Annotated in this window: 10 protein-coding genes; 4 read left to right on the top strand and 6 right to left on the bottom strand. The window is 67.2% G+C overall.

Features of this window, described 5'->3' with window-relative positions; all coding sequences use genetic code 11:
- Positions 1-272 precede the first annotated feature (272 nt).
- The 4 genes from WS95_RS01090 to WS95_RS01075 are packed head-to-tail and all read left to right on the top strand — an operon-like array spanning position 273 to position 5249.
- Positions 273-698, top strand: a complete 426-nt coding sequence (locus WS95_RS01090) for a hypothetical protein (protein ID WP_034206057.1) — start codon at positions 273-275, stop codon at positions 696-698.
- A 45-nt stretch (positions 699-743) separates the two neighbouring features.
- The gene (locus WS95_RS01085) at positions 744-2378 is read left to right on the top strand and encodes an LVIVD repeat-containing protein (RefSeq protein WP_059821820.1); all 1635 of its coding nucleotides are present in this window, start codon (positions 744-746) and stop codon (positions 2376-2378) included.
- Positions 2379-2410: 32 nt separating this feature from the next.
- Entirely contained in the window at positions 2411-3712 is a 1302-nt protein-coding gene (locus WS95_RS01080) for a DUF6765 family protein (protein WP_257139533.1), read from the top strand.
- A gap of 16 nt (positions 3713-3728) precedes the next feature.
- Positions 3729-5249, top strand: coding sequence for a hypothetical protein (locus WS95_RS01075; RefSeq protein ID WP_059821816.1), 1521 nt, complete (start codon positions 3729-3731; stop codon positions 5247-5249).
- Here WS95_RS01075 and WS95_RS01070 read toward each other — a convergent pair.
- The 6 genes from WS95_RS01070 to WS95_RS01045 form a co-directional block, all read right to left on the bottom strand.
- Positions 5212-6147: a helix-turn-helix transcriptional regulator gene (locus WS95_RS01070; RefSeq protein WP_179950154.1), complete on the bottom strand. Its 936-nt coding sequence runs from the start codon at positions 6145-6147 to the stop codon at positions 5212-5214. The genes WS95_RS01075 and WS95_RS01070 overlap by 38 nt on opposite strands.
- Positions 6148-6407: 260 nt before the next feature.
- Positions 6408-7259 carry an alpha/beta fold hydrolase gene (locus WS95_RS01065; RefSeq protein WP_059780038.1) on the bottom strand — a complete coding sequence of 284 codons (852 nt, stop codon included), beginning with the start codon at positions 7257-7259 and terminating at the stop codon, positions 6408-6410.
- 234 nt (positions 7260-7493) lie between these two features.
- Positions 7494-7823 carry a DUF3579 domain-containing protein gene (locus tag WS95_RS01060; RefSeq protein WP_059821930.1) on the bottom strand — a complete coding sequence of 110 codons (330 nt, stop codon included), beginning with the start codon at positions 7821-7823 and terminating at the stop codon, positions 7494-7496.
- A gap of 26 nt (positions 7824-7849) precedes the next feature.
- Positions 7850-9211, bottom strand: coding sequence for a sigma-54-dependent transcriptional regulator (locus tag WS95_RS01055; protein WP_034206063.1), 1362 nt, complete (start codon positions 9209-9211; stop codon positions 7850-7852).
- A complete protein-coding gene (locus tag WS95_RS01050; RefSeq protein ID WP_059821814.1) occupies positions 9201-11087 on the bottom strand; it encodes a sensor histidine kinase in 1887 nt (628 codons plus the stop codon). Before WS95_RS01050 ends, WS95_RS01055 begins: the two co-directional genes overlap by 11 nt.
- 119 nt (positions 11088-11206) lie before the next feature.
- On the bottom strand, positions 11207-12571 hold the full coding sequence (locus WS95_RS01045; protein WP_034206065.1) for a 2-hydroxycarboxylate transporter family protein: 1365 nt from the start codon (positions 12569-12571) through the stop codon (positions 11207-11209).
- Positions 12572-12732: the final 161 nt, after the last annotated feature.

Genomic DNA, 12732 nt, shown 5'->3' with positions numbered 1-12732 from the left:
CCCCGTGTGCCGCTGACGGGCCGCCTGCCGCGATGCGATTTCCCGGCCGGCCGTCGTGCCGGGGTGCCGCTCCCTGTCCCTGCACCGGCCGAAGCGACATCGGCGCCGCGCTTCATTCGTCGCAACGACTCGGGTTACTCGGTACGCAATTTTTCGACAGTCCGCAATAAGCCGATATCTCGTCGCGGCACCGCTCACTACCATCCATCGATATCGAATCCACCCGATGGGCGGGCGGTTTGACGGAGCCACCTCGCGTGGCGTGAGTACCGATGGAACGAAGCACGAGCATCGAGGCCGGCCACCGGCCGTCACGCGGCCGGTGGCCGGCATGGATCGCCTTCGCGGCGACGCTGCTGCTGGCATACGGCGTCGCGAGGCATGCGTCGCGGGCATCGCCGGTGCCGCCGGAGCAACGGCATTTCTCCGTCGACGTTGACCGCGACAGGGCGCCGTGGGCGCGACCCGTGATCGCGATGCGCGAAGGCGTGCCGGTGCACATCGACGTGCATGCGCGGGAAACCGGCGTCCTGATGGCGCATGAAATACCGGGCGCGTTGGCGGCATGCGCGTCCGGCAGCGTGCAGTCGCTGGACATTCTCCCGGTCGGCATCACCGGGCGTTTCTCGCTGCATTTCCACAGCCGGACAGGCGACACGATCGAGGTCGCCGTGATCGAAATCTATCCGGGGCCGTGACCGCAGCGCATTTTCACCACGACAAAGAGACGGAAGGAGACAACGATGCAATCACCGATTCGCGCAGCGTTCGCGCTGTCGCTCTGCATGTTCGTGCTGGCCGGCTGCGGCGGAGAGGCCGACGACACGCCGGCGGCCACGCCCGGCGTGTCCGTGGCCGACTATGTCGTGCCGCGCGTGCCGAGCTGCAGCCCGGGCGATACGCCCGAGACCGCGCTGCAGGGGCAGGTGCCGGCCGCGCTTCGACAGGCCGGATTCGGCGGCTTCAACTGCAACCTGAAACGCGTCAGCCAGGTTCAGGGCGAAGGCGCGTCGTGGTCGGCCGCCACGTATACCGACAGGAAAGGCCAGACCTGCTTCTATCACGCGACGATGGGCGCGAGCGCGCTGTTCAACAATCCCGATGCGCCGCCGCGCGTGAACCCGGGCGTGCCGGTGATCGACATCACCAACCCGGCGCAGCCGGTGCGGGTGAGCTCGCTGACGTCCACGTCGATGATCGATCCGTGGGAGTCGCTGCGCGTGAACGTCGCGCGCGGGATCCTCGCCGCCGACAACGGCCTGGGCGGCGGTGGCGGCCCGGAGATCGACCTGTACGACATTGCTTCGGATTGCAAACGGCCGCAGTTGCTGGCGAGCGTGCCTGTCGGCACGGGCGAGGACGACGGCATCGTACCGGCCACCCGGTCGCTCGGTCACGAAGGCGGATTTTCACCAGACGGGCTGACCTATTACGTCGGCGGCGCCTTCACGAAAAGCTACTACGCGGTCGACCTGACCGTGCCGACCCGGCCGAAGATGATTGCCGCGATCAGCCTGTCGGATCTGGGCATGGGCAGCTTCTCGCACGGCCTGTCGGTGAGCCAGGACGGAACGCGGGCGTACTTCGTCGCGTCGGGGAACGGCGGCGCGGCCGTCGGCATGAGTGCGCCGCCGCTGAACGACGCGAACGCGACCGGCGACAACGGCTTTTTCGTCGTCGATACCAGCGAAGTGCAGAGCCGGCGTCCCAATGCGCAGATGCACCGGATCGCGACCGTGCCGGTGCGGAACGGCAGCATCGCGCAACATACGATCTCGTTCGCCGTGGCGGGCAAGCCGTATCTGATCGAAGTCGACGAGGGCGGGGGCGGCGGGATCCAGGATCCGGGCGCAACGGCCGTCAAGGCCGCGTGCAATGCCGGCGTGGCGCCGTTCCCGATGGGGCACATCTACGACATGTCCAACGAAGCCGTGCCGCGACTCGTGTCGGAGCTCCGGCTCGAAACGCACGCGATCGCGAACTGCAGCAAGGTCATGCCCGATATCGCCGGCCTGACCACGTTCACGTACGGCGCGCACTACTGCAGCGTCGACAATCGGCAGAATGCGACCGCGCTCGCGTGCAGTTACTTCAACTCCGGCATTCGCGTTTTCGACATTCGCGATCCGTCGAAGCCGAAGGAGATCGCGTACTACAACCCGGCTTCCGTGAAGTCGCCCGGCGCGGGCTCGGCGCATCTGATGTTCGGCCAGTACCGTGCGGGCGGGCCGGACTGGTGCGCGTCGCGTCTGGATTTCGATTTCGATCGTCATCTCCTGACTACCGCGTGCCAGGACAACGGCATGCTCGTGCTGTCGTTCGAGAACGGCAGTTGGCCGTTCCCTGAAAGCACGAAGGCAACGGAGATCGGCAATTGATGCGCTTTCGCCGCGGCTTGCTGGTTTGCGCGATGGCATTCGCGATGCCGCTGACGTGTGCCGGTTTCGAGGCCGACGTGCACTTCGGCCTCACGCTGTGGCTCGCCCGGCAGGCCGGCTTCGCGCCGCGCGACGCCGAGGCCATTGCGCTCGCGGATCAACGCATCGACGCAGGATCGATCGAGTACATGACGTCGCCGTTGCAGTACGCGTGCTTGTCGCGCTTTGTCCCCGATGCCGTCGATGCGCAGGCTCGGCACTATCCGGGCGCGCGCAGCGTGCCGGCCGATGCGCGGGCAAGCGTAGTCGTGCCCGGCGGGCCGGCTGCGCTGGCGCCTGTCGACGCGGCGCTCGGCAAGGCCGGCGGCGGCAAGGCCGCGTTCATGCTCGGCGAATTCGGCCGCGCGCTCCATGGCTGGCAGGATTCGTGGGCGCATCGCGGGGTGCCGTCCGTTCCGGACTGGAGCCGCGAAGGCATCGCGTGCGATGCCGGCCTGGCGATGGCGGCGCCGCTCGATCGACGCACGCCGTCGAGCCACGCGGCGGATCTGACCTGGCGTCGGCCCGCCGATGCGGAGGAGATGGCGCGGGCGACCTATCTCCAGATGATCAGGTATCCGAACATAGATGGAGCGGCACGGAAGGCGGCACCGTGGGATCAGGTCCGGCAACGGCTTCCCGGCTTCGTCGCCGCGCGAACGAAGCGCGCGAAGTCGGACTGGTTCGTCGCGAACGGCATCGCGGATACGTCGTTTCTCGACGGTATCAGCCTGCCCGACGGGCCTGCGTGGAAGGCCGTCCGATGGCACGGGCGGCGCGACCTGCCCGTGCCGCTGCCGTCGGCGACGCAGGCCGGCGTCGACAAGGACGTCGTCGATTTCTACACGCGCTTTTTCGTCGACTGGGTCACGACGTCGCCGGTCGACAAGCGCTGGCTGCCTGCGATTTCGGCCGAGCGCGGGAAGAAGCCCGACGATGCACTGGTCGATGCGCTCGTCGAATGGAGACTGAGGGATCACGGCGCTCATCTGGCCGTCGAAGGGCTGCCGCATTCGACGACGCATTCGCCCACGCCTGCGCACGATCGCGCCTCGTTCGAGGTGTTCAGGTCACTGAACGACGCCGTACTGCCGCTGATCGTCGAAGGCGAGAAACCGTCCCCCGTCCTGCCTTTCCTCGTGTTTGCGCTACCGCGCTCGAGCGCCGGCAACCCGCGCGCCGTTGCACTCGTCAAATTGCTCGACGCGCCGTACGACACCGTGGGGATCGTGTCGGAGAAGCGCAATGGGGCCGGCTGGAAGGTGACGGGGTGGGTCTCGTCCGCCGACTACTGATCGGGAAGAGGTCGAGATGCGTGACGATATCGTGCATCGAACGGCGCGCGCGAGCGGTCACTTCGAAGGCTTGGCATTGCGCAAAAGAGGATGGCCGCCCACGGGGCTCGCGTGGATCGTGCTCTGCATGCCGACCGGCGCGAGCGCCCACGCGTGGAATATCCCGTACTACCTCCCGGTGCCGTTGTGGCTGTATGCCTATGCCGCAACGGGCACGCTGCTGGCGTCCTTCATGATCCTGGCGTTTGCGTCGGGCACGCGCGTGCCCGAGCCGGGAAGGCGATCCGGAACGTGGACGAAGGCGGTGAGAATTCCGATTTTCCTTGTGAACGCAGGGCAACTCGCGAGTGCGGCATTCGTCGCGATCCTGATCGTTGCCGGCCTCGCGGGAACCGCGAATCCGTTCCTGAACCTGGCGATGTCGGGCTTCTGGATCTGGTTCTATCTGGGCGCTTTGTATGTCAGCGCAATACTGGGCGACGTTTATGCGTTCACCAATCCGTTTGCGCTGCTGTTGCGAATCGCCGCGCGCTGTTTCCCCATCCTGGAATGCGGGCGCTATCGTTATCCGCAACATCTTGCCTCGTGGCCCGCGTTGGGCGGCTACATCGCGCTCATCGCGCTGGAACTGTTCGGTGCGGGGCGCCCCCGAGACGTCGGTCTGTTCCTCGTCGCGTATGTCGCCTATGCGCTGATCGGCGCGTTCTGCTTCGGGCGCGAGCGCTGGCTCGCCCACGGCGATACGTTCGGCGTGCTGTGCCGGCTATGCGCGAAGTTGTCACCGCTGAAATGGCGTTGGACAGCGCACCGTCACGTGATCGTGGAATCGAGAAACCCGATTGTGGACATGTCGCGCGACGGGCCGGCGGGTACCAGCGTCGTCGCCTTGCTGTCGTTCATGCTGTCGTCGACGGCCTACGACGGCTTGCGCGATACGGCTACGTGGCACGCGTTCTTCTGGCGCAGCATCTATCCGCACGTCGTCGGTCTGTTTCCGTCGCTGGGCCGTGACTACGCTTTTTCAGCGGAAATCCTGCTGACATGGCAATGGCTGGCGTTCGCGATCGTCGGCATCGCGTACTACTTGGTATTCCGCGGCTGCTGCACGCTGGGCGCGATCGGTTCGCGGTCGTCGTCGGGCGGGGCGTCGTTCTCGCGGCAGTTTTGTCTGCTACTGCTGCCGATCGCGTTCTTCTACAACGTCTGCCATTACTTCACGCTGTTCTGGGATCAGGGGCGGCAGATCGTCCGGCTCGCATCCGATCCGCTCGGACTCGGGTGGAATCTGTTGCCGGCGGCGACGGCGGCCGATCAGGTGTCGGCGGCCCAGGCGCTCATCGACGTCGGATACGTCTGGCATGCGCAGGTACTCCTGATTCTCGCCGGGCACATCGTGAGCGTGATGCTCACGCATGCGATTGCCGTCCGGAGCGGCCGTCCGGCCGGAAGCGCGACCGTCGGCCAGTTGCCGTTGCTGGTGCTGACGATCGCATTGACGATCAGCGGCCTGTGGATTCTTTCGCTTCCGCTGGCATAGCGGTCGCGGCACGCGGCTTGAGCGCGGATGGCGACACGCCCCACCGCTTGCGGAATGTCGCCGAAAAGTGGCTGGCCGACGAGAAGCCGCAGTCGAGCGCGGCTTCCGTCACGTCGCATGCGCCGCGCTCGATCAGGCGGCGGGCGGCTTGAAGGCGGCTCTCGATGATGTACTGGTGCGGCGTCAGTCCGTGGGCTTTTCTGAAACTCCGGATGAACGAATAGAGATCGCCCGGGTAGCCGACAGCCTCGGCCACCATCATCAGCGTCAGCGGGCCGCGGAAATGATCCCTGATGTACTCGCCGGCCTTGCGCATCATGCCCGCATGCGCATATTGCTTCGCCTGCGGCCGCGACTCCAGGTGCAACATGCGATGCAGCGCGGCGGACCCGAGCGCTTCCGCATAGGTCGGACCTTGCGGCATCCCCGCGACGGCGTCTTCATGGAGGCTGCGGACGATCTGCGCGAGGAGGTCGTCGATCACGTCCATCCGGAGCGCGCCCGACGCAAACCAGCCGTCGCTTTGCAGCCCCGTCCGCGACAGCCACGAGGGTTCGAAGTGGACGCTGATCCACTCGATTTCATCGGACCATCGGCCGGAAAACGAGAAGCCGGGCGGAACATAGGCCAGTGGCCCGCGGACGCGGGCGGGCGCCCACCGGCCGGTGTTCGTGCGCAGCTCGAGCGTCGTCGGCGCCTGCAGGTACATACCCAGGATCGGGCCGGTCGTCTCCAGATCGACGATTTCCGTGGCGCTGGCGATGTAGTGCTCGATCGAGACCGCGGCGAACGACGGCGCGACGGGCTGCCTTCTCCACTTGTGCGGCGGATGCCAACTGACGCGGCTTCCGTTCGGCCCAATCGCGCAGACGTCCCTCATGGCTGGCCGGCTGATCACGCGTTCTCCTTTCGTCTGATCTGGCGAGCGGTTCCCGAAATGCGATTCGATGCCGCGATGGCATCGCGTAAGCGAACCCACTGTAGGCCGCGATGCTTACTCGATGCTTACCGGGCCGCGTGTGTGCGCCGGGGCCGCATTGGTGGCATGACGCCGAGGGGTACGAAACGATTCGATGCGGGCGGCGCACGTCGTTTCGGTTCGGTCGCGGGTAGTGCGACGAGCGGGAAAGACGGGCGGCGCGCCGGCCGCCCGCGACGTTACGCGGCGACGAACTCGTGCACGTAACGGTTGAACACGGCGGGGCTTGCCGCGTTCATTCCGTGCGATGCGCCGGCGACGGTCTGCCGTCGTGCATTGCCGATCCACTGCGACAGCGTGTCGACGTTGTGGCGGAACATCTTCGGGCTGCGCTGGCCGTCGATCAGCAGCGTGCGGCAGGCGATATCGCCTGCGGTTTCGGCCGAATACGCGGGCAGCGGATCGCGCAGTTGCTTCGGCAGCGTGCTCGCGTTGTCGATCGCCATCGTGCGAAAGCGCGATGTGCTCTTCTTCCACGCGCCGGGCAGGCTCACGGAATCGACGAACATCTCGAGGCCGGCTTCGACGTCGCCTTGCTCGATCAGGTTCACGGCTTTCGTGCGCAGCGCGATCGCGGCGGCGGGCAATGCGGCTTCGCGCACGCCCGGCTGTTGCAGCGGGCCGCCCGGATCGGCGAGCGTCAGCGACTCGACGAGGTGCGGATGCTGGCGCGCGACGTTGAACGCGACGCTGCCGCCGCGCGAATGACCGACCAGATGCACGGGGCCGAGATCGAGCGCGTCGATGAATTCGGCGAGCTCGTCGACGTGGTTCTGCCAGCTGAACTCGTCCTGGATGCCCGCTTCGACGGCCGGCCAGTAGTGGCTCAGGCTCGGCGCGATGCAGCGGTAGTGTGCCGACAGCGATGCGAGCTGCGGATCCCAGTAACGGTAGTCGCACAGCGAGCCGTGCACGAACACCATCGGCGCGCCGCTGCCCCGCTCGACATACGGCAGGCTGATGCCTGACGACAGCGTCGCAAATTGCAGGTCGGGGTTCGCGAGCACGGACGGCTCGATTCGCATGTTCATGACTGAAAGACTCAAAGGTGCGTCAACACGACGCAACTATGCATCACGGCGAGCTGCAAGGAAAACGCATAATTTTCATCGCGACGATCAATTTTATTGATGGCTGCGCCGGAAACCCTTGTCGGAGCGTGGTCATGCGCCGAAGCTTTCAGTCATCCGACGAATCATTTCGACGCTGAAAGGGCGTGCGACGGCCTGCACGCACCTTGGCCTCGGGAAAGGGAAGGTTGCCGGTCAGCGCACCGTCAACACCGGCGCGCTCCGAACCTCGACCGGCAAATCATTGTCCGCCGCAAACCGCATCGCGAACTCGAACGCATCGGCGCACACGTCGCGCAACTCGTCGGACACGAACAGGCATTTGACGCCGCCGTCGACGACCGGCATCGCGAGCCGCGACAGCGCGCACGGATAGCCGGGCCGCCGTTCGCCGACGAACAGCGTGATGACGCCCGCGAGCCGCTCGGGCCAGTCGCTCGGGCGAAAGGTTTTCCGCGCGTGCGTGACGCCGCGAATCAGATGACCGTGGAGACGGCCGCGTTCGTTGATGTCGATGCGATCCATGCTGTCGTGCGTGTCCTCGATTCGCGTCATTCGCCGCCGTCGGCCGCGGCGTCGCCGCGCGCGGGAATCCGCAGGTGGCGCAGCTTGTGATAGAGCGTTTTCTTCGGCATGCCGAGCGCCTCGCTCGCGTCCGCGACGTTGCCGCCGTGACGCCGCAGCATGTCCTCGATCAGCATCCGCTCGAAATACGCGAGCTGTTCCGCGAGCGTGCCGCCGGCCGTCGGCGCGCCGCCGGACGACAGCAGGCTGTCGCCGGTCAACCCGAGCACGAAGCGGTCGGCCACGTTCTGCAGCTCGCGCACGTTGCCGGGCCACGCATGCGTCATCAGTTCGGACACCTGCGCGGCGGTGACGACCGGCGCCGGCTGCCCGAAGCGCCGCGCGGCCGCGAGCACGAAATGCTCGAACAGCAGCGGCACGTCCTCGCGCCGCTCGCGTAGCGGCGGCAATTCGATCTGCGCGACGTTGAGGCGATACAGCAGATCCGCACGAAAGCGCCCGTCGGCCGCGAGTTCGGCCAGATCGGCCTTCGACGCGGCGATCACGCGGCAGTCGACCGGAATCAGTTCGTTCGCGCCGAGCCGCTCGATCACGCGCTCCTGCAGCACGCGCAGCATCTTGATCTGCAGCGCAATCGGCATCGTCTCGATTTCGTCGAGGAACAGCGTGCCGCCATCCGCCCATTCGATCTTGCCGATGCGTTTCTTGATCGCGCCGGTGAACGCGCCGGCTTCATGGCCGAACAGCTCGCTCTCGAACACCTGCTCGGGCAGACCGCCGCAGTTCAGCGCGACGAAATGCGCATCGCGCCGGCCGCCGAAGTCGTGCAGGCTGCGCGCGATCAGCTCCTTGCCGGTGCCCGTCTCGCCGGTGATCAGCACCGACACCGACGTATCCGCGAGGCGCAGGATCTTCTTGCGCACGTCGGCCATCGCGGGCGACTTGCCGAGCACGAACGCCTCGATGCCCTGCCAGTTGTTCAGCGCCGCGCGCAGCCCCTGCACCTCGAGCGTGAGCCGGCGCTTCTCGACCGCGCGCGCGACGCGGCCGGCGATCACGTCCGACGAAAACGGCTTCTCGATGAAGTCGTACGCGCCGACCTGCATCGCGCCGACGGCCGTCGAGATGTCCGCGTGGCCGCTGATCAGCACGACAGGGATCTGCGCATCGACGGCCATCACGCGGTCGAGCAACTGCAGCCCGTCGATGCCCGGCATCCGCACGTCCGACACGATCACCACCGGCGCGCCGGGCGCGACGTGCGCGAGCGCGTCGGCGGCCGACGGGAACGCGTCGACCGGGAACCCGGCGAGCGCGACGGCCTGCTCGACGCCGATCCGGACGTTTTCATCGTCCTCGACGACCAGCACCCGAATCTCATCTTCCATGCTCTGTCCTTTGTTGCGGCGTCGCCGCCGCGAATTCGATGGTGAACTGCGCGCCGCCTTCGTCGCGGTTCGTCGCGGCGATCCTCGCGCCGAACGCCTCGACGATGCGCGACGTGATCGCGAGGCCGAGCCCGAGGCCCTGGCCGCGCGGCTTGGTCGTGACGAACGGCTCGAACAGGTGCGGCAGCACGTCGGGCGCGATGCCGGCGCCGCTGTCGGCTACCGTGAAGCGCACGCGGCCGGCATCGTCCGCTTCGGCCGCCTCGATGACGATGCGGCGCACCGGCGCGTCGTGCACCGCGTCGAGCGCATTGCCGAGCAGGTTCACGATCACCTGCTGCAACTGGCTCGATTCGGCCGATACCACCGTGCCGGGCGCGATGTTCACGTCGAGCCGCACGCCTTCGTCGCGAATGCGCGCTTCGTAGATGAGCCGCGCATGCGCGACGGCCTCGTTCAGCGACACCGCGACGCGCTCGACGTCGGGCTTGCGCGCGAAGGTCTTCAGCTCGCCGGTGAGCACGGCCATGCCGTCGACCAGCTTGCCGATCCGTTCGAGATTCGCGAGCGCCGGCGCCGGCTGGCCGCGCTCGAAGAACGTGCGCGCGTTGTCGCACAGCGTGCGGATCGCGACGAGCGGCTGGTTCAGCTCGTGCGTGAGGCCGGCGGCCATCTGCCCGAGCACCGCGAGCTTGCCCGCGTGCACGACTTCCTGCTGCGATGCGCGCAGGCGCTGTTCGGTGCGTTCGCGCTCGTCGATCTCGCGCTGCATCCGCTCGTTCGCGGCCGTCAGCGCGGCCGTGCGCTGCGCGACCGTCAGTTCGAGCCGGTCGTTCGCGCGGCGCAGCGCGTCCTGCGCGCTCAGCCGCGCGATGATCGCCCGGCGGCGCTGGATCGCATAGCCGACCAGCAGCGCGACGATCAGGAACGCGCCGGTGACGAACACGAACGCGGTCTGCTGCTGGCGCCGCGCGCCGGCGATGTCGAGCAGCACCATCAGCGAATCGCCGGCCTGCGGCGCGGGGCGCGACATCACGAGATAGCGCGCGGTGCGGCCGGCGTGGTGCGGATCGGGGAAGGTGCCGAACCAGGCGGCCGAGCTGCGGTCGCCGATGCGGCGATAGGGCAGCGCGTCGACGGTGCGGCCCGCGTACTGGCGCGACGCCTGGATGTCGCGCTGCTGCTGCGCGGTGATCGGGCGCAGCGCGGTGAATTTCCACGAGGGCTCGGTCGAGATCACGACCACGCCGTTGCCGTCGACCACCAGTGCGGCGACGCCCGGCGCGCGCCACGCCGATTCGAGCGGGTCGACGCTGATCTTCACGGCGGCCACGCCGATCGGCACGCCGTCGCTGCGCACCGCGCTCGCGAAGTAGACGCCCGGCACGCCGGTGTTGGTGCCGATGCCGAAGAAGCGGCCGCTGCCGCGCGCGAGCGCGTCCTTGAAGTACGGCCGGTACGACACGTTGGTGCCGACGAAACTGATCGTCTCGTTCCAGTTGCTGGCGGCGATCACGTCGCCTTGCAGATCGATCACGTCGACCGCGCCGCTGCCCGCGTCGCGATTCACGGCTTCGAGGTAGGTGTTCACCGCATGCACGAGTTCGGGCGCATCGTTCGGCGCGGCCTTCAGCATCGCCCGCACGCCGTCCTGCCGCGCGACCAGGCCGGGCAGGATCTCGAAGCGGCCGAGCTCGCTTTTCAGGCTCGACGCGTACAGGTCGAGCCGGTGCGCGCCGGCCTCCTCGAGCGCGTCGATCGCACGTTCCCACGCGAAATCGACGGCCGCGCCGGCCACGCCGACATACAGCACCGCGGCCGATGCCCAGCCCCACCACGGGATTCCCTTGAAGCTCTTCTGCACGTTCGCCCTCATCGAAGCCCGCTATCGGCGTGAACCGGCCCTGGCCGCGCTGAACGACGCGCGCCGCGCGCCGGCAGGGCCGGCGGCGGCGCGTGCGAGGCAGCCGGCGCGACGATGCGCGCGGCCGCACATTATCCGAAGTGCGCGACCAGGATCAGCGTCACCGTGACGACGATCGCGCCGCCGATGCGGGTGGCGATCTGCGCGAACGGCATCAGCTGCATCCGGTTCGCGGCGGTCAGGATCGCGACGTCGCCGGTGCCGCCTTGCCCGCTGTGGCAGGCGTTCACGATTGCGGTGTCGATAGGGTACATCTTCAACAGGCGGCCGACCACGAAACCGGTGCCCATCAGCGTCGCGACGGTCGACACGATCGTGACCACGTTGACGATCGTGAAGGCGGCGGTCAGCTTGTCCCACGGCGTCATCGCGACGCCGATCGCGAACAGCAGCGGATACGTGACGGCGGTCGAGAAGAACTTGTAGACGACGAACGCGCCTTCCTGCAGCGGCGGCGACACCGCACGCGCGAGCTTCACCAGCACCGCGAGGAACAGCATCGCGACCGGCGCGGGCAGGCCGAACAGCTTGTGCGCCATCAGGCCGACCAGGTACAGCGTGATCGCCGTGATGCCGGCGCCGGCGATGTGCGTGACGTCGACGTGGCCGCGGATCTCCTCGCTTTCCGGCGTCATGTCGCCGCTTTCTCCGACTTGCAGGCGACCGTTGCCGGTCAGGTGCGGCAGGCGCTTGCCGACCATGTCGAGCGCGCCCGACAGGATGATCGCGGTCAGGCTGCCGAGCATCACCGACGGCAGCACCATCGCGAACATCTCGCCTTGCGGCAGGTGCATCAGTTCCGAATAGCCGATCGACAGCGGAATCGCGCCTTCGCCGACGCCGCCCGCCATGATCGGCACGACGATGTACAGCAGCGTGTGGCGTGCGCCGAGGCCGAGCGCGGTGCCGACCGCCGTGCCGACGATCGCGGCCGCGATGGAGCCGACCGCGAGCGGGACGAAGATCTTCACGAAGCCCTGGATCAGCACGCGCCGGTCCATGCTCAAGATGCTGCCGACGATGATCGACGCGATGAACAGGTACAGGAAGTTGGTCGACTTCGTGAATTCGACCGTCAGGTTCAGCACCGGCTTCGGCAGCACGTGGTAATAGGTGAGCGCCGACGGCACGAAGGTCGCGAAGATCGCGGCCGCGCCGATGTTGCGCAGCAGCGGCAGGCGCTTGCCCAGTTCCGCGCAGGTGAATCCGAAGAACGCGAGGACGGCGATCGCCATCGAGATTTCGCCGGGCACCTTGCCCGTCACCGCGAAGCCGACGATCAGCCCGAACAGGATCACGTAGACCGGCAGCGGGATGATGCCGATGCGGATTTCCATCAGCTTCCACCAGCCTTCCGGCCAGAAACGTTCGCGCGTGGCGGGACCGGTGGCGGCAATCGGCTCCGGCTGGGACGGGGTTTGGATAGAGGTCTGCAAGACGTGTCTCCTGATGTTTGGAATGCCTGCATTCGCTTCGCGGCATCGTGTGCCGTCTGTTATGCAACCCCCGTGCCAGCATCGCGGCTTGCTGGAATATTTTCAATGCATTGATTCATAAGGGATTTATTTCGTCTGCGGAAAGGGTTTCCACGCCGGCT

Source organism: Burkholderia sp. MSMB1826, assembly GCF_001526325.1.
In the GTDB taxonomy this organism is placed as follows: Bacteria; Pseudomonadota; Gammaproteobacteria; order Burkholderiales; family Burkholderiaceae; genus Burkholderia.
The sequence above is the reverse complement of the archived record's forward strand: the minus strand, read 5'-3'. Positions and strand labels throughout refer to the sequence as shown.

Bases quoted from the DNA above. Each gene is read 5' to 3' on its own strand.
- WS95_RS01080 (WP_257139533.1), top strand. From the start codon at position 2,411: ATGGCATTCGCGATGCCGCTGACGTGTGCCGGTTTCGAGGCCGACGTG.
- WS95_RS01060 (WP_059821930.1), bottom strand. From the start codon at position 7,823: ATGGATCGCATCGACATCAACGAACGCGGCCGTCTCCACGGTCATCTG.
- WS95_RS01085 (WP_059821820.1), top strand. From the start codon at position 744: ATGCAATCACCGATTCGCGCAGCGTTCGCGCTGTCGCTCTGCATGTTC.
- WS95_RS01075 (WP_059821816.1), top strand. From the start codon at position 3,729: ATGCGTGACGATATCGTGCATCGAACGGCGCGCGCGAGCGGTCACTTC.
- WS95_RS01055 (WP_034206063.1), bottom strand. From the start codon at position 9,211: ATGGAAGATGAGATTCGGGTGCTGGTCGTCGAGGACGATGAAAACGTC.
- WS95_RS01090 (WP_034206057.1), top strand. From the start codon at position 273: ATGGAACGAAGCACGAGCATCGAGGCCGGCCACCGGCCGTCACGCGGC.
- WS95_RS01065 (WP_059780038.1), bottom strand. From the start codon at position 7,259: ATGAACATGCGAATCGAGCCGTCCGTGCTCGCGAACCCCGACCTGCAA.
- WS95_RS01050 (WP_059821814.1), bottom strand. From the start codon at position 11,087: ATGAGGGCGAACGTGCAGAAGAGCTTCAAGGGAATCCCGTGGTGGGGC.